Origin of the sequence: Exiguobacterium sp. s161, assembly GCF_018619045.1 — a bacterium.
Taxonomy (GTDB): domain Bacteria; phylum Bacillota; class Bacilli; order Exiguobacteriales; family Exiguobacteriaceae; genus Exiguobacterium_A; species Exiguobacterium_A indicum.
The window spans coordinates 664,652-688,321 of the sequence record NZ_JACSNH010000001.1; the positions used below are offsets into that span (position 1 = coordinate 664,652).

General features: G+C 48.4%; 21 protein-coding genes, 1 tRNA gene and 1 other annotated feature. All 22 genes read left to right on the forward strand.

Annotated features, from left to right (window positions below; translation table 11 throughout):
- Window positions 1–19 precede the first annotated feature (19 nt).
- The 22 genes from sdhA to KNQ14_RS03285 all read left to right on the forward strand — a co-directional run bounded on the left by sdhA (window position 20) and on the right by KNQ14_RS03285 (window position 23,627).
- Entirely contained in the window at window positions 20–1,783 is a 1,764-nt protein-coding gene (sdhA, locus tag KNQ14_RS03180; RefSeq protein ID WP_023468987.1) for a succinate dehydrogenase flavoprotein subunit, read from the forward strand.
- The gene (gene sdhB, locus KNQ14_RS03185) at window positions 1,783–2,589 is read left to right on the forward strand and encodes a succinate dehydrogenase iron-sulfur subunit (protein ID WP_023468986.1); all 807 of its coding nucleotides are present in this window, start codon (window positions 1,783–1,785) and stop codon (window positions 2,587–2,589) included. The genes sdhA and sdhB overlap by 1 nt, the downstream gene beginning before the upstream one ends.
- A 56-nt stretch (window positions 2,590–2,645) precedes the next feature.
- A complete protein-coding gene (locus tag KNQ14_RS03190) occupies window positions 2,646–3,101 on the forward strand; it encodes an acyl-CoA thioesterase (RefSeq protein ID WP_023468985.1) in 456 nt (151 codons plus the stop codon).
- A 65-nt stretch (window positions 3,102–3,166) separates the two neighbouring features.
- Window positions 3,167–3,430 carry a phosphocarrier protein HPr gene (locus KNQ14_RS03195; RefSeq protein WP_012371023.1) on the forward strand — a complete coding sequence of 88 codons (264 nt, stop codon included), beginning with the start codon at window positions 3,167–3,169 and terminating at the stop codon, window positions 3,428–3,430.
- An 86-nt stretch (window positions 3,431–3,516) separates the two neighbouring features.
- Entirely contained in the window at window positions 3,517–4,323 is an 807-nt protein-coding gene (gene racE, locus KNQ14_RS03200) for a glutamate racemase (RefSeq protein WP_023468984.1), read from the forward strand.
- Complete coding sequence (rph, locus tag KNQ14_RS03205; protein WP_023468983.1) at window positions 4,324–5,079, forward strand: ribonuclease PH; 756 nt, start codon at window positions 4,324–4,326, stop codon at window positions 5,077–5,079. It abuts the gene before it with no gap.
- Window positions 5,076–5,669, forward strand: coding sequence for an XTP/dITP diphosphatase (locus KNQ14_RS03210; protein WP_023468982.1), 594 nt, complete (start codon window positions 5,076–5,078; stop codon window positions 5,667–5,669). Before rph ends, KNQ14_RS03210 begins: the two co-directional genes overlap by 4 nt.
- A 5-nt stretch (window positions 5,670–5,674) precedes the next feature.
- Window positions 5,675–6,184 (forward strand): metallophosphoesterase family protein, encoded by a 510-nt coding sequence (locus KNQ14_RS03215; RefSeq protein ID WP_023468981.1) that lies wholly within the window; start codon window positions 5,675–5,677, stop codon window positions 6,182–6,184.
- 73 nt (window positions 6,185–6,257) lie between these two features.
- A tRNA-Arg gene (locus KNQ14_RS03220) sits at window positions 6,258–6,331 on the forward strand.
- Window positions 6,332–6,460: 129 nt separating this feature from the next.
- Window positions 6,461–6,958: a hypothetical protein gene (locus tag KNQ14_RS03225; RefSeq protein ID WP_235147586.1), complete on the forward strand. Its 498-nt coding sequence runs from the start codon at window positions 6,461–6,463 to the stop codon at window positions 6,956–6,958.
- 28 nt (window positions 6,959–6,986) lie between these two features.
- Window positions 6,987–7,970 carry a hypothetical protein gene (locus KNQ14_RS03230; protein WP_214859616.1) on the forward strand — a complete coding sequence of 328 codons (984 nt, stop codon included), beginning with the start codon at window positions 6,987–6,989 and terminating at the stop codon, window positions 7,968–7,970.
- Window positions 7,971–8,080: 110 nt separating this feature from the next.
- Window positions 8,081–9,373, forward strand: a complete 1,293-nt coding sequence (tig, locus tag KNQ14_RS03235) for a trigger factor (RefSeq protein WP_029342286.1) — start codon at window positions 8,081–8,083, stop codon at window positions 9,371–9,373.
- Between the two features lie 234 nt (window positions 9,374–9,607).
- Window positions 9,608–10,873, forward strand: coding sequence for an ATP-dependent protease ATP-binding subunit ClpX (gene clpX, locus KNQ14_RS03240; RefSeq protein WP_023468977.1), 1,266 nt, complete (start codon window positions 9,608–9,610; stop codon window positions 10,871–10,873).
- A gap of 69 nt (window positions 10,874–10,942) precedes the next feature.
- On the forward strand, window positions 10,943–13,252 hold the full coding sequence (gene lon / locus KNQ14_RS03245) for an endopeptidase La (RefSeq protein ID WP_023468976.1): 2,310 nt from the start codon (window positions 10,943–10,945) through the stop codon (window positions 13,250–13,252).
- Window position 13,253: 1 nt separating this feature from the next.
- Window positions 13,254–13,835 (forward strand): ribosome biogenesis GTP-binding protein YihA/YsxC, encoded by a 582-nt coding sequence (gene yihA, locus KNQ14_RS03250; protein WP_023468975.1) that lies wholly within the window; start codon window positions 13,254–13,256, stop codon window positions 13,833–13,835.
- Between the two features lie 150 nt (window positions 13,836–13,985).
- On the forward strand, window positions 13,986–15,128 hold the full coding sequence (locus KNQ14_RS03255; protein ID WP_214859617.1) for an AI-2E family transporter: 1,143 nt from the start codon (window positions 13,986–13,988) through the stop codon (window positions 15,126–15,128).
- 214 nt (window positions 15,129–15,342) lie between these two features.
- Complete coding sequence (hemA, locus tag KNQ14_RS03260; RefSeq protein ID WP_035396598.1) at window positions 15,343–16,683, forward strand: glutamyl-tRNA reductase; 1,341 nt, start codon at window positions 15,343–15,345, stop codon at window positions 16,681–16,683.
- Window positions 16,684–16,766: 83 nt separating this feature from the next.
- Window positions 16,767–17,693, forward strand: coding sequence for a hydroxymethylbilane synthase (hemC, locus tag KNQ14_RS03265; RefSeq protein ID WP_023468972.1), 927 nt, complete (start codon window positions 16,767–16,769; stop codon window positions 17,691–17,693).
- Entirely contained in the window at window positions 17,659–18,363 is a 705-nt protein-coding gene (locus KNQ14_RS03270) for a uroporphyrinogen-III synthase (RefSeq protein WP_371743319.1), read from the forward strand. Before hemC ends, KNQ14_RS03270 begins: the two co-directional genes overlap by 35 nt.
- Entirely contained in the window at window positions 18,360–19,349 is a 990-nt protein-coding gene (hemB, locus tag KNQ14_RS03275; RefSeq protein WP_023468970.1) for a porphobilinogen synthase, read from the forward strand. Before KNQ14_RS03270 ends, hemB begins: the two co-directional genes overlap by 4 nt.
- Window positions 19,346–20,656 (forward strand): glutamate-1-semialdehyde 2,1-aminomutase, encoded by a 1,311-nt coding sequence (gene hemL, locus KNQ14_RS03280; RefSeq protein ID WP_055968728.1) that lies wholly within the window; start codon window positions 19,346–19,348, stop codon window positions 20,654–20,656. Before hemB ends, hemL begins: the two co-directional genes overlap by 4 nt.
- Window positions 20,657–20,710: 54 nt before the next feature.
- Window positions 20,711–20,940 (forward strand) — a binding site (T-box leader).
- A gap of 50 nt (window positions 20,941–20,990) precedes the next feature.
- A complete protein-coding gene (locus KNQ14_RS03285; protein ID WP_075642590.1) occupies window positions 20,991–23,627 on the forward strand; it encodes a valine--tRNA ligase in 2,637 nt (878 codons plus the stop codon).
- The last annotated feature ends 43 nt before the right edge of the window (window positions 23,628–23,670 follow it).

A 23,670-nucleotide genomic window follows, 5' to 3' on the forward strand; every position in this document is an offset into this window, starting at 1 on the left:
GGAAAGGGGAACTGACAACATGGCGAACAAGAATCTTGTCATCATCGGCGGAGGGCTTGCCGGTCTGATGGCTACGATAAAAGCAGCGGAGCAAGGCGTACCAGTTAAGTTATTCTCACTCGTACCCGTCAAACGCTCACACTCTGTTTGTGCACAAGGTGGCATCAACGGAGCGGTCAATACAAAAGGGGAAGGCGATTCACCATACCAGCATTTCGATGACACGGTATACGGTGGGGACTTCCTCGCAAATCAACCACCTGTTCAAAAAATGGCGGAAGCAGCGCCGAAAATCATTCATATGTTCGACCGGATGGGCGTCATGTTCAACCGGACACCGGAAGGCTTACTCGACTTCCGACGTTTCGGCGGAACGTTGCATCACCGGACGGCATACGCTGGAGCGACGACAGGACAACAACTGTTGTACGCATTAGATGAACAGGTTCGTAAGTTCGAAGCGCAAGGTTTGGTAGAAAAATATGAAGGATGGGAATTCCTTCGTGCCATCATCGATGACAATGGCATCTGTCGTGGAGCAGTTTGTCAAAACCTCCGGACGATGGAAATCGAGGCATTTGCCGCGGATTCTGTCATCCTCGCGACGGGTGGTCCTGGGGTCATCTTCGGAAAATCGACGAACTCGGTCATCAACACAGGACAAGCTGCAGCTGCTGTCTATCGTCAAGGTGCGATCTATGCGAACGGTGAATTCATCCAAATTCACCCGACAGCGATTCCTGGAGACGATAAGTTACGTCTCATGAGTGAATCAGCACGAGGTGAGGGTGGTCGCGTCTGGACGTATAAAGACGGTAAGCCTTGGTATTTCCTCGAAGAGAAATATCCGGCATACGGAAACCTTGTTCCACGGGATATCGCGACACGTGAGATTTTCGACGTCTGTGTCAATCAAAAACTCGGCGTCAACGGGGAGAACATGGTCTATCTGGATCTATCGCATAAAGACGCAAAAGAACTTGACGTCAAACTCGGTGGGATCCTTGAAATCTACGAGAAGTTCGTCGGTGACGATCCACGAAAAGTACCAATGAAGATATTCCCTGCTGTTCACTACTCAATGGGTGGACTATGGGTCGACTACGATCAAATGACGAACATCCCTGGATTGTTCGCAGCTGGTGAATGTGATTATTCGATGCATGGTGGTAACCGTCTCGGAGCGAACTCACTTCTCTCTGCGGTATACGGCGGAATGGTCGCTGGACCATCAGCCATTGCTTATATGAATGAACTCGAGACATCGGTTCATGAGATGAGTGAGGACGTGGTCGAAGCGCATAAAATCGAAGAAATCAACCGCTTCAACGATATCCTATCAATGGAAGGTACGGAAAACGCATATCAAATCCACCGTGAGCTTGGAGAAATCATGACGGATAACGTCACGGTCGTCCGGTACAACGATAAGCTCGAAGAGACACTGACAAAAATCAAGGAACTCCGCGATCGCTTCACACGCATCTCGGCAACGGATACAGCACGTTGGAGTAACCAAGGGGCATCGTTCATCCGTCAGCTCGATCACATGCTCGACCTAGCTGAAGCAATCACGCTCGGTGCTTTAAAACGTGACGAGAGTCGCGGAGCGCACTATAAACCGGACTTCCCGGAACGTAATGATGAACAGTTCTTGAAGACGACGATGGCACGTTACACGAACGGTCATCCGGAAATCTTCTATGAAGACGTCGACACGTCGTTGATTCCACCACGGAAACGCGATTACAGCAAGAAGTCGAAGAAAGAGGTGAAAGCATAATGGCGACACCACTCGAATCATCTACTACGCAAAAATCGGTTCAATTCATCGTTCAACGTCAAGATGGACCTGATGGTAAACCGTATGATGAAGCGTTTGAAATTCCGTACCGTCCGAACATGAACGTCATCTCTGCTTTAATGGAGATTCGCCGGAACCCTGTGAATGCAGCCGGTGAAAAAACGACACCGATCAACTGGGACATGGGTTGTCTAGAAGAAGTCTGTGGCGCTTGTTCGATGGTCATCAACGGTACACCACGTCAGTCGTGTACGGCACTCGTTGATAAACTCGAACAACCGATCCGCCTTCAACCTATGCAGACGTTCCCGATCGTTCGTGACCTTCAAGTCGACCGTCAACGCATGTTCGATGCGCTGAAGAAAGTCAAAGCATGGGTCCCGATCGATGGAACGTACGACTTAGGTCCAGGACCACGGATGCCAGAGAACAAACGTCAATGGGCATATGAGTTATCGAAATGTATGACGTGTGGTGTGTGTCTCGAGGCATGTCCGAACGTCAACGATCGTTCGACATTCATCGGACCAGCATCGATTTCACAAGTTCGTCTATTCAACTCGCATCCGACAGGTGCCTTCCACAAGGAAGAACGCCTTGAAGCGTTAATGGAAGATGGCGGGATCATGCAGTGCGGTAACGCTCAAAACTGTGTTGAGGTTTGTCCGAAAGGGATTCCGCTGACGACTTCAATCGCGGCGATGAACCGTCAGACGACACTTCATTCATTCAAAAAGTTCTTCGGTAGTGACGAAGGACGAACAGGTGAAGCCGTTAGTTCATGATTTATCAAAGAAGGAGCTTGCTCCTTCTTTTTTCATTCAGACAGGAGGAACTCATTGTGCGCGTACCAGCTTATATTCCAGAACTTGAGTCATGGCTTGAACAGATGAAACATGGCACACGACTCGACGTCGCTGTTCGTTTTGCGGAGACGGATGCCTATGGTCATATGAATAACCGAGTACCGTTCGTCTATTTTGAAGACGTTCGGACATTGATGTTAGAGGAAACAGGATATTCGCTTGCAGAAGACGGCATTATCGTCGTCGCCGATGCTCAGTGTAACTATATTCGCCAAGTCTATCCACGAGCGCGTCTCGCTGTCTATGCGTATCCGGTACATGTCGGTAGTGCATCGTGTGACGTCCACTATGCGGCATTTGATGAGCAAGGTGAATTGATGTTCACGGGACGGACATCTATGGTACAAATCGATCGTTCGGGGAAAGCATTCCCATGGAGTGAAGCGTATAAAAATTCCTTGCAGAATCGATTCGAATCCGTTATCATTTGATAATGAGTTCACATATTCGAAAACGACTCACTAGTACGTTATTAGTGAAGGGAGATTTCTTAATCATGGAAAAAACATTCAAAGTCATCGCGGATTCAGGCATTCACGCTCGTCCGGCTACTCAGCTCGTCAACACAGCTTCTAAATTCCAATCAGACATCAACTTGGAATACAACGGGAAGACTGTCAACTTGAAGTCAATCATGGGTGTTCTTTCACTCGGAATCGCGAAAGATTCAGATATCAAAATCGTTGCAAACGGTGACGATGCTTCTGAAGCAATCACGACTCTTTCAGATATGCTGACTAGCGAAGGTCTTGCTCAGTAATCCTGTAATCGTACATTCTCGGACGCCGGTCTTGCACCGTCGTCCTTTTTTGTTACCATAGGAAAGAGAGAAAGAGGTGGAGAAGAGTGAATCGAGCGATTGGAGTACTGGATTCCGGAGTCGGTGGGTTGACGGTCGCACGTGAATTGATGCGACAGTTGCCCCATGAGCGAATCATCTATGTCGGGGATACATTGCGGTGTCCGTATGGTCCTCGTCCAGAAGAAGAGATTCGTGAGTTTACGTGGGAGATGATTGATTATCTCGTGCAACAAGATGTGAAATTGATCGTGATCGCCTGTAACACAGCCACGGCTGTCGTCTTAAAAGAAGCGCGAGAACGTTTAAATATACCTGTCATCGGTGTCATTGATCCGGGAGCCCGCGCGGCAGTTAAGGTGACGCGTACGAAACGAATCGGTGTCATTGGAACGAAGATGACGATTACAAGTAATTCCTACGAGAAGGCGTTACGCCACGTCGAAGGGCAAGTCGTCGTCGAATCGTTAGCGTGCCCGCCATTCGTTCCGCTCGTCGAGTCGATGCAGACAGATGGTGCGTACGTCGAACGTGTCGTTGCCAATACATTACGACCATTGATGAATTACGATATGGATACATTGATCCTCGGGTGCACCCATTACCCGCTTCTAGCAGATGTGATTGGACGGGTCATCGGACCAGGCGTCCAGCTAATCTCTTCAGGAGACGAGACAGCGCTCGAGGTAGCAGCACTACTTGATTACAATACGATTTCAGCAGATGTGACACAAATTCCGGAACATCGTTATTACGCGACAGGCGATATCCGCTCATTTGATCAGATTGCGACGGACTGGCTCGATCAGACCATCCATGCGGAGCGCATCGTGCTTGGAACGGAGGAAGATTAAATGCGGATAGACCAACGAACGGCGGATGATCTCCGTCCTATTCAATTATCGATTGATGTCAATAAACACGCAGAAGGTTCTGTCTTGATTGAACTGGGAGATACGAAAGTCCTCTGTACGGCGACCGTCGAGGAGAAGGTGCCACCGTTCCTTCGCGGTAAACGCCAGGGCTGGATCAATGCGGAATATTCGATGTTGCCGCGTGCGACGGCTCAGCGGACCGCACGAGAAGCCGTCCGCGGCAAACAGACGGGACGGACGATGGAAATCCAACGTCTGATCAGCCGCTCGCTTCGGGCCGTCGTTGATTTAGAGAAGCTCGGGGAACGAACGATCTGGATCGATTGTGACGTTATTCAGGCAGATGGCGGTACACGAACGGCATCGATCACTGGTGGTTTTTTGGCACTCGTCCGAGCAGTCGATCAATTGATTCAAGCGGGAAAACTGACAGATACACCGATCAAAGAGGGCATCGCAGCCATCTCGGTTGGAATCGTCGAGTCGAATGTCTTGCTCGATCTATGCTATGAAGAGGACGCTGCGGCGGAAGTCGACTTCAATCTCGTCATGACCTCATCGGGTAAAATCGTCGAGATGCAAGCAACAGGAGAAGAGTCGACATTTTCCCGTCAAGAGATGCTCGAAATGCTCGAACTTGGGGAAAAAGGTATTAAGGAACTGATTGAGGCTGGCCGTGAGGCACTCGGTGTCTCTTGGTGGTATGTAGGAGAAGAAGTGGGGGAACATAGATGAAGGTCATCGTCGCAACACACAATGCAGGTAAAGTGAAGGAACTTGAAAGCATGCTGGGTCGTCTCGGTTATACGGTCGAGTCGTTACTCGATCACGCCGATGCTCCGGAAACGGATGAAACAGGTGAGACATTCGAGGAGAATGCACTTTTAAAAGCAACAGAGGCAGCAGCCTACTTTGGCCACGCGGTACTTGCTGATGATTCAGGTCTTGAAGTCGATGCTTTAGATGGCGCTCCCGGCGTCTACTCAGCACGCTTCGCGGGACTTGAAAAGTCGGATGCGGCGAACAATGCTCTACTACTTGAAAAGTTAGAAGGTGTTCCGGAGGAAGAGCGGACGGCGCGCTTCGTTTGTGTACTCGCGCTAGCGAAACCAACGGGTGAGACATTGACGGTTCGTGGAACGATGGAAGGGCGAATCGGTTTTGAGGCGTCGGGTTCGAACGGTTTCGGTTATGATCCATTGTTCGTCACAGAAAGCGGACAGACGGCTGCTGAATTGACGAAAGAAGAAAAAGCGATGATTAGTCATCGTGGCAATGCATTGCGCAAGCTCGAACAGGACTTAACTACTTTCTTAGGAGTGTGATGAAGATGAGAGCGTTGATCGTTAGTGATAGTCATGGACTAGAACAAGAACTGCTTACGATATTCGAACGTCACCAAGACGTAGATGCGGCATTTCATTGTGGGGACTCCCAATTGACGCGCGACATCGAATCATTATATCCATATCGTGTTGTGCGAGGGAATTGCGATTACGGACACGATTTTCCGGAAGAAGTCGTATCGGAAATGGATGGTCATACCATCCTCTGTGTCCACGGGCATCGGCAGGACGTCAAATACAGTCTAGATGTCTTACAGCATCATGCGAAGGAAAAGCAGGCGGACATCGTCTTATATGGTCATTCCCATGTGGCGAAGGCTGAATATCGGGACGGTGTGTTATTCATCAATCCAGGTTCAATCCGGATGCCACGTCATCGACCAGACAAGACGTATGCGATTCTTGAAGTGGATCAAAACCGTTATTCTGTCGATTTTCTTAATGTGAACGGTGACCCGGTAAATGCCCTTCATCTGGACGGGACATTTTTGTGATATAATAATTGCAATGTTTGTAATGTGATTGACACGAAAGAATTGTTCTAGTATAGTTTATTCGTGTTGACACGTCCCAATAGCTCAGCAGGATAGAGCAACGGCCTTCTAAGCCGTCGGTCGGGGGTTCGAATCCCTCTTGGGACGCTATAATTAAAATAGAGACTGCCCTTACGAGGGTGGTCTCTTTTTTTTATTCCGATTTTCGATTATAATTAAGGTATCATGAACTCGAAAGGGATGAATGCTATGTGGAAGAAAGTTGGAGCAGTCCTTATGCTAAGTACGTTTCTTGCTGGATGTAGTGAGATTTCAAATACAGTCGACGATGCAAAACAACAAGTCAACGATGTAAAAAATAGTGTCGATTACGCTGGAGAACTTCAAGGCATTGCAAAAGATACGGCACAAGTCACGTCAGATTTGTCGGCTTCCTTGAATGAGGCTGCTACGACAGCGCGTGAATCCGCGAACCCTGAACAAGCACTTGATCAACAAATCGAAAAGTTAAAGGAAAACGGAACGATTGATCAGTTCAATCAAGAACTGGATCAAATCGATCAACGATTAGCGGGACTTGAAAACCCGCCGCAAGAATTGCAGAATTTAAGTGCAAAACTCGAGCAGTACGTGAATCAATCGGAAGACATCGCTCGATTACTTGAAGCTGACGTCTCATTAGATACGTTGAATCGATTAGGAATCGAGCAGGCGGGACAACTTCAAGAAGCGATCACGAACTGGACGTCTTTACTCGATCCATTTACGAAATAAGAAGTTGAACATGAAGGAGTGCCGGAATATGGGGACATCGCGCTGGATGGAACATGAACTAGAAGTAGAACGAGCGCGGATTCTTCGTTTGCCCGCTTCTAGACAAGAACAATTGATTATGGAATTAGAGACTGACCAATTGACAGGAGAAGATGTATTACACCGGCTCTATGTCATTCAACCACTCTTAATGCATGACCGTGAACGATTTGAAACAGTGGCAGAACGATTTCTTGAAGTCGAGGGTGTCGAGCAAGTGCTCGCACTCTTTCTTTATGATCTCGGAGAACGTTATCCGATGAAACTCGCTTTGCGCTCGGCGTCACCGTATCTGCCTTATGGGCTCGCGCTTCGATTAGATGAAATCAAACAACAGATGCGTGTTCGCGAACAAAAGCCGGCAGTTCAAAACAACCCTGTTGCGCAGCGTGAGGTAACATCAGCAACGGAACTGATGCATGTGTTACGACATGGGAGTTGGGTCGAACAAATGCGCCATTTGACCGGTATTGAATTCGAACGGACCTCTGAGCTCATTGCATATATCACCCAGAAATATCTTCAGGCGCAAGAGACCGAACATCAAAGTCTACTCGTCATTGATCAGTTATTAGGAAGCGTGCTTGATCACGTGCCATATCCGATAAGCATTCATGTACCACACTTAGCTGTAGACTGGACGATCTCGTCACGCGAAGATTTAGAAGAAATCCTGCTGGTACATCAACAGGAGCAACAAGCGTTACTGGCATCGATGCATACGTTAGAGCGAATGGATCCGTTCCGAGCGTTGCTCGTCTTGCGATCGGATCAACTGATTCATCTTGAAGAACGAGAACGAATCGGATCAGATATGGAGAAGTGGCTCGCAGCATGCGAAGAACTCGCAGGTCTGACATTTGAACGTGAAGAACCGGAACGTATCCTCAGTCCGCTGGCGAAGCGGTTATATCGAGCGGCACATATCCTTTATCCAGAAGTCATCGCATTCGAGCAGATTTACTTCGATTGAGACATCTGGAAACGATTCGTTCAACAGTGGTAATCGTCAGAACGATTGTGCTATAATGTGACTTGTTGTACACACATGTACGCTAATTGACAATTTTGGAGGGACTCAGCATGACTGCAAAATGGGAAAAACAATCAGGTAGCCTCGGCGTCCTCACGTATGAAGCGCCTGCTGAAGCATTTGATAAAGCGGTAGACCAAGCGTTCAAGAAAGTCGTTAAGACTTTGAACACACCTGGTTTCCGTAAAGGAAAAATGCCACGCGCAATGTTCAACAAAATGTACGGTGAAGAAGCACTGTACCAAGATGCACTCGATATCCTTTACAAGGACACAATCGAAGGTGCAGTCGTCGAATCAGGAATCGAGCCAATCGCGCTTGAGAACATCGACGTTGAAACACTCGAAAAAGGCAAGCCAGTCGAATTCAAAATCACGTTCGTCATCGAGCCAGAAGCTACACTCGGTGAGTACAAAGGTCTTGAGTACACAGCAGTTGAAACGAACGTTACTGACGAAGACGTCGACGCTGAACTCAAAACATTACAAGAACGCGGTGCAGAACTCGTCGTTAAAGAAGATGGCGTCATCGAGAATGGCGATACAGTCGTATTCGACTTCGCAGGTTTCGATGGGGAAAACCAATTCGACGGCGGAACTGCTGAGAACTACTCACTCGTCATCGGTTCTGGAAACTTCATTCCTGGATTCGAAGAGCAAATGGTCGGTTTAAAAACTGGCGAGCAAAAAGATCTTGAAGTGACATTCCCAGAGGAATACCACGAAGCATCACTCGCTGGAAAACCAGTTACATTCAAAGTAACGATCCACGAAGTTAAAGCACAAGAGCTCCCTGAATTGACAGATGAGTTCGCAAAAGAAATGGATGAAGAAGTTTCTTCACTCGACGAGTTGAAAACAAAAATTCGTACGCGTCTCGAAAACACACGCAAACAAGAAGCTGATGCTTCAATGCGCGATGAGTTAGTCGAAGCGGCTACGAAAAACGCGACAGTTGATCTTCCAGAAGTCATGGTCGAAAACGAAGTCGAGCGTATGGTTCAAGAGTTCACACAACGTATTCAATCACAAGGCATCGACCTCAACATGTACTTCCAGTTGACTGGAACGACAGAAGAGGCAATGCGTTCTGAAATGAAAGAGCAAGCGGAAGAGCGCGTTAAAGCACGTCTCGTCCTCAAGCAAATCGTTGCTGACGAAAAAATCGAAGTAACAGATGAGGAAACTCAAGCTGAACTTCAATCAATGTCAGAACTCTACAACATCCCTGCAGATCAACTTGAAACGATGCTTGCACCACAAGGTGGTCTTGAAACGCTTAAAGGCGATCTTCAATTCCGTAAAGCTATCGATGTTCTCGTCGACAACGCAAAAGCAAAATAAGCCATTTCATGGTTTTCGATCGACTTCAAGCCCAATTTCTGGTCTTGGAGTCGATTTTTTTGTACGATAGGTCAAACAAGGACAAACGATCCTTGGTTCAGAACATCAAACTGTAAATCGTTCGTCCAGGATTTGAAAGACTTTCCTTGTTCATGCTACAATCATAAATAGTAAAACGTGAGACGGGATGCTACAGGCATCCATACAATTTCCACGTTAAAGGGGTGGACCTTTATGTTTAAATTTAACGAAGAAAAAGGTCAGCTAAAATGTTCTTTCTGTGGAAAGACACAAGAACAAGTACGCAAACTTGTTGCTGGACCTGGCGTTTACATTTGCGACGAGTGTATCGAACTCTGCAATGAAATCGTAGAGGAAGAACTCGGCACTGAAGAAGAAGTCGAGCTAAAGAATGTTCCGAAACCGCATGAAATTCGTACGACACTTGACGATTATGTCATCGGTCAAGAAAAAGCGAAGAAGTCGTTGTCTGTAGCGATGTATAATCACTACAAACGAATCAATGCTGGTGGTCGCGCAGATGATGTCGAGCTTTCGAAATCGAACATCGTCATGATTGGACCAACAGGTAGCGGTAAAACACTTCTTGCCCAAACGATGGCACGTATCTTGAACGTACCGTTTGCGATTGCAGATGCAACAAGTTTGACGGAAGCCGGTTATGTCGGTGAAGACGTCGAGAACATCCTGTTGAAACTCATCCAAGCAGCGGACTATGATGTTGAGAAGGCTGAAAAAGGAATCATCTACATTGATGAGATCGATAAGATCGCTCGTAAATCAGAAAATCCGTCGATTACACGTGACGTATCTGGTGAGGGTGTCCAACAAGCCTTGCTGAAGATTTTGGAAGGAACGGTTGCGAGTGTACCGCCACAAGGTGGACGGAAACACCCACATCAAGAATTCATCCAAATCGATACGACGAACATCTTGTTCATCGTTGGTGGCGCATTCGATGGTATCGATCAGTCGATCAAACGTCGTCTTGGTAAAAAAGTCATCGGATTCGGAAACGATTCAGAGAACCGTAACCTTACACAAAAAGAAATTCTGGCAGCTGCATTACCAGAAGATCTTCAAAAGTTCGGTTTGATTCCAGAGTTCATCGGTCGTTTGCCGGTCATGGCGACGCTCGAGCCACTTGATGAAGAGGCACTCGTTCAAATCTTGACGAAACCGAAAAACGCCCTCGTGAAACAATATAAGAAAATGCTTCAACTTGATGATGTCGAACTCGACTTCACGGAAGATGCACTTCTTGAGATTGCAAAACTTGCAATCGAACGTAAAACAGGTGCACGTGGTCTTCGTTCCATCATCGAAGAAACTATGCTTGATATCATGTTCGAAATCCCATCGCGTGAAGACATCGCGAAAGTCATCATTACAGCAGAAACGTTGACTGGTAAACGCGGTCCAACGCTTGAGTTGAAAGATGGTACAATTGAACATGGGAAAGAAAAAGAAACGGCGTAACACCGTGACAAATCGGCTCGGAGGCTACTTGTACGCCTTTCCGAGTCTTTTTGTTTAGGAGGAATTCGAATGAAGAAAAAACAATATCCACTTTTACCGTTACGCGGTGTTGTCGCGTATCCATTGATCGGATTGACGATCGATGTCGGGCGTCCGGTATCCTTGAAAGCCTTACTTGCATCAAAGGAACACGAAATCGATCTCGTCGTCGTCACGCAACGTGATCCAGAAGCAGAGCCGTCTGTCGACGGGCTGCATCAGGTTGGGACGCTCGTTCAAATTGCGAAGATGAGTGAACTCGGGAATGATACGGTCCGTGTCCGCGTCATCGGGAAGGAACGCGTCCGGATTGAAAACGTCGAGGAGACGGACGAGGGTTATCAAGCTGTCATCGAACCAATCGAGAAGATGGACATCAAAGGAGCGAAACAAGAAGCGCTCGTTCGTCTCATCAAAGAACAGTTTGGTCAACTCGTCTCCCGGATTAAAGGAATCGGAACCGATGAACGTCGCCGGTTCGAGACATACGAACGCCTCGATTCATTGACGGACTATATCACGTCGAAGCTACCAATCGATATTTCGAAGAAGCAGGAGTTTCTCGAACAACAGGATCCGGTCGAACGAGGATTGATGTTGCTTGACGTCATGAAACACGAATATGAAGTCGTCGAACTCGAACGTGAGATGCGTGAACGGACGAAGAAGACGATTGAACAATCGCAACGCGAGTATTACTTGCGGGAACAATTGAAGACGATTCAACAAGAACTCGGTGGCGAGTCGGCTTCTGTTGAAAGCGATGCGACGAAATACCGGGAGCAGCTTGCGATGCTTGATTTACCAGAAACGACGGTTGCGAACGTCGAGAAGGAAATCAGTCGTTTAGCGGTCGTACCGGCGACGAGTCCCGAACATGGGGTCATTCGCAACTATCTCGAATGGTTCTTCTCATTGCCGTGGAATGAAGCAACCGATGATTTCTTGAACGTCTCAGCTGCTTCGGAACAGCTTGAAAAGGACCATTACGGTCTAGAGAAGGTCAAAGAACGAATCCTTGAGTATCTTGCCGTTCGTCAATTGACCGACTCATTGCGTGGACCGATTCTTTGTCTTTCTGGTCCTCCAGGAGTCGGGAAAACGTCGCTTGCCCGTTCGATTGCTACAGCACTTGAGCGGAAGTTCGTCCGTGTCTCACTTGGTGGCGTGCGCGACGAAGCGGAAATCCGTGGACATCGCCGGACGTATATCGGTGCGATGCCAGGACGGATCATTCGCGGTTTAAAACAAGCAGGAACGAACAACCCGGTCTTCCTGCTCGATGAGATCGATAAGATGTCAAATGACTTCCGTGGTGATCCGTCGTCCGCGATGCTCGAAGTTCTTGATCCAGAACAAAACAACAGCTTCTCCGATCACTATATCGAAGAACCGTTCGATTTATCGAATGTCCTGTTCATCGCGACAGCGAACGATGTCTCGAACATCCCCGGACCGTTGCTTGACCGGATGGAACTGATTCAAATCGGTGGCTATACGGAACAAGAGAAGACGGAGATCGCTGTTCGTCATCTCTTATCGAAGCAACTGGCTGAACACGGTCTGAAAAAGAGTCAATTGACGGTCAAAGCAGACGCGCTAGAAGAAGTCGTCCGTCGTTATACGCGAGAAGCCGGTGTTCGGAATCTCGAACGTGTCCTCGGCTCACTTTGCCGGAAAGCAGCGAAACAAATCGCGATGGGGGAGAAGAAACGGGTGACGGTGACGAAGCGTAATCTGGACGATTTCCTAGGCAAACCGATTTACCGCTATGGTCAAGGCGAGCTCGAAGATATGATTGGCGCGGTGACTGGTTTAGCGTATACTGCTTTTGGGGGCGATACGTTGACGATCGAAGTCAGCCTTGCTCCGGGTAAAGGGAAATTGCAGTTAACCGGGAAACTCGGTGATGTCATGCAAGAGTCGGCTCAGACCGCCTACAGCTTCGTCCGAGCGAATGCGACGTCCCTTGGCATCGAACCGAACTTCTACGAAACGCAAGACATTCACATCCACGTTCCTGAGGGTGCCGTACCAAAAGATGGTCCATCTGCTGGGATCACACTCGCGACAGCATTGATTTCCGCTTTAACAAAACGTCCGGTTCGCCGAGACGTCGGAATGACGGGTGAAATCACGTTGCGTGGACGTGTCTTACCAATCGGTGGACTAAAGGAGAAGTCACTCGCAGCACACCGTGCGGGCTTGACGACCGTTCTACTACCGCAAGACAATACGCGGGACATCGATGATATCCCGGAAAGCGTCCGCGCAGGAATGGAATTCATTCCGGTCGCGACGATGGAGCAAGTGCTCGAACATGCATTAAAAGGAGAGTAACATGAAAATTTATAAAGCTGATTTTATTACGAGTGGCGTCAATCCGGAACATTATCCGGAGCCATTGTTGCCAGAAGTGGCACTCGCTGGGCGATCGAACGTCGGAAAGTCCTCTTTCATCAATAAACTGGTCCAGCGTAAAGCACTCGCGCGGACATCTTCGAAACCAGGTAAAACGCAAACCTTGAACTTCTTCAACATCAATGATGAAGTCATGTTCGTTGATGTACCGGGTTACGGATATGCGAAAGTCTCAAAGACGGAGCGTGAAGCGTGGGGCAAAATGATGGAGAAGTACTTCACACAACGGGAAATCCTCAAAGGTGTCGTACAGCTCGTCGACATCCGACACGATCCGTCTGCGGACGATGTGACGATGTATGATTTCTTGAAGTATTACGATCTACCGGTCATCGTCGTTGCGACAAAACTCGATAAAATCAAGAAGAGTCAACGTGATAAACATATCGCGGCGATTAAACGTAAGTTGCAATTTGATGGTCAAGATACATTGATTCCTTTCTCATCTGAGACTGGAGAAGGCGTCGATGCAGCGTGGGAAGCCATTTATCGCTTACTATGAATTGATGTTAAGCCTATGAAATCAGTAAGATTTCGTAGGCTTTTTTTATGTATGGTACATAAGATATGTTTTATGAAAAAACTATTATTTCGTAATATAGTGTGTAAGAATAGCTATAATGACTATGTAATAAATGGGAGTGTGAATGGTTTGGATTTGCTTCGAAACAAATGGTTTAAGGCATTAATCTGGGTATTAGTGATTTTTCTCGTTATCTGGGTCGGTACAAAGATCTCATTTTTATTCCAGCCGATTAAAGTCATGCTGGCATTGATCTTCCCGCCGCTGATCATTGCGGGGATTTTCTATTATTTCACGCTCGGTATCGTAGATGCATTGCAAAAACGCGTCAAGAAACGTGGTCTTGCCGTGTTGATTGTCTTGCTTGGTTTCATCACGGTTCTGACGATTGCTGTCGCTTCGATCGGACCAATCTTAGTCGAGCAGGTGACGGATTTTGCGACAAGCATTCCGACGCTCGTCATCGAATTGCGCGATCAGACGTTAAACTTACGCGATCAATTGATGGACAATCGTTTCATCTCGACATGGGTTCACGAGAATACAGACTTGTTTGACAAGTGGACGAATGAAGCGACGTCGTATATCGGTACAGTCTTTAAGTCTGTCTCGACGTCTGTCGGAACGATTTTCGGTGTCATCTCTTCGACCGTCTTAATCATTGTCTTAGTGCCGTTCATCTTAGTTTATATGTTGCTTGACGGCTATAAGTTTCCGGATTCCGTCGTGAAGCTGTTGCCGAAAAGCTATGAAACAGAAACGCGTAAAATCTTGCACGATATGCATGTGACAGTGAAGCATTATGTCAATGGACAGGTTATCGTCTCAATCTGTGTCGGTCTCATGTCATTGATTGGCTTCTTCATCTCAGATATTCAATATGCGTTACTGCTTGCCTTATTCTGTACGGTCACGAACATCATTCCGTATCTTGGACCTTACATCGGTGCTGTACCGGCGGTCATCGTCGGGTTCATCGATGATCCGATCAAAGCCGTCTATGCGATCATCACGATCGTCGTCGCGCAGCAAATTGAGTCGAACTTGATTTCTCCTTATGTCCAAGGAAAAACACTCAAGGTTCATCCGCTGACGATCATCATCGTCTTGCTCGTTGCTGGGAAAATCGGTGGAATCATTGGTGTCATCCTAGCAGTTCCGACCTATGCGGTCACAAAAGTCGTCATTCAAAATATCGCTCGGATCTATCGTTTACGTCAGCAACGTCTCGACGTACCGGACGTGACGGTATCACCTGAATCCTTGAAGTAAAGTGTAACCCTCTGACCTTTTTAGGAGCAGAGGGTTTGTGATTTTCATGAGAGAGGGATAAGGTAGAAGAAGAGAAAAAATGAAGAAGATTTCACAACTTCGACTCATTTTAGTTTATAAATTGATTGGAATCTTTTTTATAATGGTTATAATGTAGGATAGAGAACGAAAAGATAGATCGGAACGAAATCTTTGGACGTAAGGGGTAGAGCGCATGCATATCGTAGTGGTCGGCTTGAATAACAAAACAGCGCCTGTATCAATACGCGAACAAGTCTCATTTGGGGAGCATGAGATGAAGGGAGCGGTCGTCGCATTGCGCGATGAAAAAAGTATTTTTGAAAGTGTCATCGTCTCGACATGTAATCGGACGGAACTGTACGTCGTGACGGATCAGCCACATACAGGACGATATTATACGAAACGTTTCCTTGCAAACTGGTTCGGTTTGACGATGGAGGAACTCGAGCCGTATCTCTTCATTCATGAAGGGTTTGATGCGATGAAGCATCTGTTCCGCGTGACAAGTGGACTTGATTCGATGATTGTCGGTGAAACGCAGATCCTTGGTCAAGTGAAGACAAGCTTCTTCATGGCGCAGAAGCTTGAAACGACAGGAACGGTCTTCAATAAACTCTTCAAAGAAGCGGTCACGCTCGCCAAACGGGCTCACGCAGAAACTGGAATCGGTGAAAATGCCGTTTCTGTCAGTGCTGCTGCTGTCACGCTTGCCGAACAGTTACTTGGATCGCTTGAAGATAAATCAATCGTCGTCATCGGTGCGGGAGAAACCGGCGAATTGACGACGCTCAACCTATATGAAGCAGGGGCACGCGATATCACGGTCTTTAACCGGACGTTAGCTAAAGCAGAAGAGGTCGCGAATCGGTTCGAAGGATCGGCACATTCGATTAACGAGATGCAGTGCGGTTTGCTTCGGGCAGACATCGTCATCTCTTCAACAGGTGCCAAACGTGCCATCATCAAACGGGAAGACATCGCGGCAGCACAGCTGTTCCGGCACGATCGTCCATTCCTCTTGATCGATATCGCCGTACCAAGGGACATTGAACCGACCGTCGGTGATTTACCGGGTGTTCATTTGTACGATGTCGATGATTTGACATCGATTGTCCAACAAAACATGGCGGAACGGATGAAGGAAGCGGCGAAAATCGAACAACGGATCGAAGCAGCAATCGCTGAGTTCGAAGGTTGGATGACGACACTTGGTGTCGTACCGATCATCACGGAATTACGAGACCAGGCATTGCGGATTCAACAAGAAACGATGCAAAGCTTGGAACGGAAATTACCGGATATGTCAAAACGCGAAAAAACCGTCATTGGCAAACACATGAAATCAATCATCAACCAGTTGTTGCGTGAGCCGTTGTCTTATATTAAAGATGCGGCAGCGAAGCCAGATGCCGATGAGCGGATTGCGCAGTTCATGGATACGTTTGCATTAAACGAAGACTTGTTCGAAGGGCTCGAAGATGATGTCATGACATCAGAAGAGACGACACCTTCTGCAAAAGCTGTGAACCGGTGAACAAAGCACGATTTGTGTTACAATAGAAAATGCATGGGGCGGACTTGTGCCGCCCCTTTATCATTGTACAGGGGGATTTTAGCATGCGAAAAATCATTGTTGGATCGCGAAGCTCGAAGCTAGCGATGACACAGACGAAATGGGTCATTGACCAGTTGAAACAAGCCGGCGCGCCGTATGAGTTCGAAATCAAGAACATCATCACAAAAGGGGACCGCATTTTGGATGTGACGCTCTCGAAAGTCGGCGGTAAAGGATTATTCGTAAAAGAGATCGAGCAACAGATGATTGACGAAGAAATCGATTTTGCCGTTCACAGCATGAAGGATCTACCTTCTGAATTACCGGATGGTCTCATCATCGGTGCCACACCAGCACGTGTCGATGCGCGTGATGCCTTGATCACGAAAACAGGCGAAGGTCTTGCTTCCTTGCCAGAAGGTGCAGTTGTCGGCACGAGTAGCTTACGTCGTGGATCGCAATTGCTAAAACTCCGCCCTGATTTAAAAATCGAATCGATTCGCGGAAACATCGACACACGACTCGATAAATTAAAGAATGGTCCGTTTGACGGAATTTTGCTCGCAGCAGCTGGTCTACAACGGATGGGTTGGTCTGAAGACGTCGTCTCGGAATATCTCTCGACAGATGACATGATTCCAGCCGTCGGTCAAGGAATCCTCGGTATCGAATGTCGCGAACATGATCAAGAAGTACGTGACCTTCTGCACCTGATCCATGATCAGATGACGGAAAAAGTAGCTTACGCAGAGCGCGCGTTCTTAGCGGCGATCGAAGGTAGCTGTCACGTTCCGGTCGGTGGATTCGCAACGATCAACGAAGACATGTCAACGACACTTGTCGGATTCATTGGATCCGTCGATGGTGAGCAAATCCTACTCGAGCGCGAATCAGGTCTTGACCCGATGCAACTCGGTCAAGATGTTGCAGAACGTCTGCTTGCTTCGGGCGGTCGTGAGATTCTCGCGACACTTCCGGATGACTTGTAAGCAGGTACTCTTCACGGGCAGCCGACCACCGACGACCGAGCAGATGGCGCGACTGCGCGCCGTCGCGATCGAGTCAGTGCACTATCCTGTCATTGAAACGCGACCGGTTTCGTTTACATTGCCGAAGGGAATGGATTGGCTCATCGTGACGAGTCCGAATGGTGTCCACCGGATTGCTGATGCGTTGCCTGAATTAACAGCAACACGTATCGCGGTCGTTGGACGAAAGACGGCAGACGCACTTGCGAAGTACGGTCGAACGGCCGACTTCTGTCCGTCGACCTTTACAGGAGACGCACTCGTCGCAGAACTCGGACCACACTTGTCTGACGGCGATCATATCGTTTTTGCGCGTGGGAATCGGTCGCGTCAAGCACCAGTCGATCAGTTACGGAAACTGAATCGATTCACAATTGAAGATATCATCACCTATGAAACCGTCACCCGTCGACTACCTGAAGCACTTGTCAGAACTGCCACCTATATTGGACTGCAGAGTCCTTCCGCTGTCGAAGCGATTGCGCCGTTAGCCCCACAGACGATATTCATCGTCATCGGGACGGTCACGGAGCAAGCAGCAAAAGCAGCCGGACTTCAACCGATCCATGTCGCCCGTGAATTCACGGTGGACGGCATGATTGATCGTATCATTGAGGAGGAATCAGCATGAACACATTAGAATACGCACGTCACCGTCGTTTACGTCATACCGCATCACTCCGGTCACTCGTCCGCGAGAATCAGTTGCATAAATCAGATTTGATTTATCCGATTTTTGTCGCTGAAGGCGAAGACATTAAACGCGAAGTCAGTTCGATGCCTGGCGTCTTCAACTTATCACTCGATCATCTGACGGCTGAGATTGAAGAAGTCGTCGCACTCGGAATCGAATCTGTCATTTTATTCGGTGTCCCGCACGACCACTTGAAAGACGAGCAAGGATCAGGTGCGTTTCACGATCACGGAATCGTTCAAGAAGCGACACGTCTCGTCAAGAAGGTTGCCCCGCAGCTAACGGTCATCGCCGACACATGCTTATGTGAATATACGTCGACAGGTCATTGTGGAATCGTCGCCGACGGTACGGTCGATAATGATGCGTCATTACCGCTTCACGTCAAGACAGCAATCTCACAAGCCCGAGCAGGTGCCGACGTCATCGCGCCATCATCGATGATGGACGGATTCGTCGCAGCGATTCGTCAAGGATTAGACGAGAACGGCTTCAGCCACATTCCGGTCATGAGCTACGGTGTTAAATATGCGTCTGCTTATTACGGTCCATTCCGTGATGCAGCGAACTCGGCACCGGGAGAAGGCGACCGGAAAGGTTATCAAATGGACCCGGCAAACCGTCGCGAAGCGTTCCGCGAAGCAACAGCGGACGTCGATCAAGGAGCTGACTTCATGATCGTTAAACCTGCACTTGCGTTCATGGATATCATTCGCGATGTGCGCGAGCGAATCGATTTACCAATTGTCGCATATAACGTATCGGGTGAGTATGCAATGGTCAAAGCCGCTGCCTTGAACGGCTGGATCGATGAAGAACGAATCGTCCTTGAGACGATGCTTGGCTTTAAACGAGCAGGCGCTGATTTAATCATCACCTATTTCGCAAAAGACATTTGTCGTTACCTGGAGGGGTCGAAATGAGCTTAATTAACCAGAACTCAAAATCAAAAGAAGCATTCGAGCGGGCACTCCCGCTCATGCCGGGTGGTGTCAACAGTCCGGTCCGTGCTTATAAATCGGTCGGGATGACACCGATTTTCGCAGATCATGCGAAAGGATCGAAGCTCTATGATATCGACGGAAAAGAATATATCGATTATGTCTTGTCATGGGGACCAATGATTCTCGGTCATGCCGATCCAATCGTCACGTCAGCAATTCAAGAACAAGCAACGCGTGGCTGGAGCTACGGGACACCAACGGAAATCGAATCAGCGATGGCGGAAGTCGTCATCAGTCGTGTGCCGTCGGTCGAAGTCGTCCGGATGGTCAACTCAGGGACTGAAGCGACGATGGCTGCCCTTCGTCTCGCACGTGGCTACACAGGTCGGACGAAAATCTTGAAGTTCGAAGGCTGTTACCATGGTCACGGTGACTCGCTCTTGATCAAAGCAGGTTCAGGTGTCGCGACACTCGGATTACCAGATTCACCAGGCGTTCCGGCGCAAATCGCGAGCATGACGCTGACAGTTCCGTACAATGATTTGGACGCTGTCCGGATCGCGTTCGAAAAACATGGCGACGATATCGCCGGTGTCATCGTCGAACCGGCTGCTGGGAACATGGGCTTCGTGCCACCAGAACCAGGATTCCTCGAAGGCTTACGGGAAATCACGTCAGAAAACGGCGCTTTACTGATCTTTGACGAAGTCATGACCGGTTTCCGTGTCGGATTCCACTGTGCCCAAGGACATTTCGGTGTCACACCGGATATCACGTGTCTCGGTAAAGTCATCGGCGGCGGAATGCCAGTTGGTGCTTACGGTGGACGTCGTGACATCATGGAGCAGATCGCACCACAAGGTCCAATCTATCAAGCAGGTACGTTATCCGGGAACCCACTCGCGATGGCAGCAGGTCTAGCGACATTGACACAATTGAAACCAGAACACTATGCAGAGTTCGACCGGAAAGCGAGCCGTTTGTCAGAAGGCTACCTGAACGCTGCGGCGAAGTATAACATTCCGTTGACGACGAACCGTGCAGGCGCGATGTTCGGTGTCTTCTTCACGGATGAGCGCGTCACGAACTTCGAAAAAGCGAAAACATCGAATCTTGAGATGTTCCGTTCGTATTATCAAAAGATGGCGGCGCGTGGTGTCTTCTTACCACCGTCACAATTCGAAGGTCTCTTCCTGTCAATCGCCCACACGGACGAAGACATCGAGCGGACGATCGAAGCCGTCGAATTGACGTTCCAAGAACTCCAAGTTGAATTTGGTCGTTAAGCAGTTCTTGACGATTGCTTGAACTCTCGGCTAAAATAAGTAAAGAAGAAAATGGCAACAGCGATGACGGGAAGAGTAGTCCTGTATTCGTACCGGTGTAGAGAACACATCCTTGGCTGAAAGATGTGACGGGCGAACAGGAGGAAGGTCACCCCACGAGCTGGTATCGTGAGTCTTACGAGCGATATCCGTTCTCCACACGTTACGTGGCTCGAGGGCATCCGATTGTGGATGAACTAAGGTGGTACCGCGGAAAAAAGCAACGGCTTTCTTTCGTCCTTAGCATAGGACGAGAGAAGCCGTTTTTATTATGGACAAAAAGGGAGCGATCAGGATGCAGGAATTATCAATGCCAACGAAGTATGATCCGCAGGCAACGGAAGAAAAATGGTACGACTTTTGGGTGAAAGGTGACTATTTCAAAGCCGATCAGGATCCAGAAAAAGAGCCGTACACGATCGTCATTCCACCACCGAACGTCACAGGTAAATTGCACCTTGGTCACGCGTGGGACACAACGTTACAAGACATGCTGACACGGATGAAGCGGATGCAAGGATTCGACGTTCTTTACCTACCAGGAATGGACCATGCCGGTATCGCGACGCAAGCAAAAGTCGAACAAAAACTGCGGGCAGAAGGACAATCACGTCTTGAAATGGGGCGCGAGAAATTCCTCGAGCAATCATGGGCATGGAAAGAAGAGTACGCGTCAACGATCCGTGCACAATGGGCAAAACTCGGTCTTGGACTCGACTATTCACGGGAGCGTTTCACGCTTGACGAAGGATTGTCAGAAGCGGTTCAAGAAGTCTTCGTGAAACTTTACGAAAAAGGCTTGATCTACCGCGGCGAATACATCGTTAACTGGGACCCAGCGACGAAAACAGCGATCTCGGATATCGAAGTCATCTACAAGGATATAGAAGGTGCGTTCTATCACTTCAGCTATCCACTAACGGACGGTTCAGGTCACGTTGAACTAGCGACGACACGTCCTGAGACGATGCTCGGTGATACAGCGATCGCCGTGAACCCGAAGGATGAGCGTTATGCTCACCTCGTCGGAAAAACAATCACGTTACCAATCGTTGGTCGCGAGATTCCGATTGTTGCCGATGACTATGTCGACATGGAGTTCGGTACAGGTGTCGTTAAGATCACACCAGCGCACGACCCGAACGACTTCGAAGTCGGTAACCGTCACGAGTTACCACGTGTCCTCGTCATGAATGAAGACGGAACGATGAACGAGAACGCAGGGAAATACGAAGGTATGGATCGCTTCGAATGCCGGAAACAAATCGTTGAAGATTTAAAAGCAGAAGGTGTTCTAATCAAAATCGAACCACACTTGCACTCTGTCGGTCACTCGGAGCGTTCAGACGCGATCGTTGAGCCGTATCTTTCACTCCAATGGTTCGTCAAAATGGAACCACTCGCGCAAAAAGCACTCGAGGAACAACAAGGACCAGACAAGGTCAACTTCGTTCCACAACGCTTTGAGAACACGTATGTGCGCTGGATGGAAAACATCCGTGACTGGTGTGTCAGCCGTCAACTCTGGTGGGGACACCGGATTCCGGCTTGGTACCATAAAGAAACAGGCGAAGTATACGTTGGCAAGGAAGCACCAGCCGATATCGAGAACTGGGAGCAAGACAACGATGTTCTCGACACGTGGTTCTCGTCAGCGCTTTGGCCGTTCTCAACAATGGGTTGGCCGAACAAAGACGCAGCGGATTATCAAAAATATTTCCCGACGTCGACACTCGTCACAGGTTACGACATCATCGCCTTCTGGGTATCACGGATGATCTTCCAATCGTACGAATTCACAGGACAACGTCCATTCCAAGACGTCTTGATTCACGGATTGATTCGTGATTCGGAAGGACGCAAGATGTCGAAATCACTTGGGAACGGAATCGACCCGATGGATGTCATCGAGAAGTATGGTGCCGATTCTCTTCGTTGGTTCTTAACGACAGGATCAACACCAGGCAACGACCTCCGCTTCTACTGGGAAAAGATCGAAGCAACATGGAACTTCTCGAACAAACTATGGAACGCAAGCCGCTTTGCCTTGATGAACATGGATGGTCTAACGTTTGATCAGATCGATTTGACAGGCGAGAAGTCACTCGCAGATAAATGGATCCTGACACGCCTACAGACGACGATTGACGACGTAACGCGTTTATCTGACAAATACGAGTTTGGTGAAGCGGGACGTATTCTCTATCACTTCATTTGGGAAGACTTCTGTAACTGGTACATCGAGATGGCGAAGTTACCGCTCAACGGGGAAGATGAAGCAGCGAAACAGACGACGCGTTCGGTTCTTGCCTATACGCTCGATCGGATCATGCGTCTGATGCACCCGTTCATGCCGTTCATCACGGAAGAGATCTGGCAACACTTACCGCATGAAGGCGAGACGATCACACGTGCTGCATGGCCAACACGTGAAGCGTCACTCGACTTCCCGGAAGCCGTTCCAGCATTCGAAGCGGTTCAGAACGTCATCCGTTCGGTTCGTAACATCCGCGCGGAAGTGAACGCACCGATGTCGAAACAGATCCAACTGTTCATCTCGACGAATGACGCACGTGTTCAAGACGACCTGTCGTCAAACAGCTCGTACTTGCAAAAGTTCACGAACGCATCTGAACTTCGAATCGAAGAACAGATGCCAGCACCAGAAAAAGCAATGAGTGCGATCGTAACGGGAGCAGAATTGTTCATCCCACTCGCGGACTTGATCAACATCGAGGAAGAAATCGCGCGCTTGAATAAAGAACTCGTCAAGTATACGAAAGAAGTCGAACGGGTCGAGAAAAAACTCAACAACCCTGGCTTCGTTGGCAAAGCACCGGCACATGTTATTGATGAAGAAAAGGCGAAGGCACTTGATTATACGGAAAAACGTCAAGCTGTCGAAGCACGCATCAACGAACTCTCACACTAATTACAGCAGTGGCTCAAGTTTCCTTGAGCCACTTTTTTTAAAG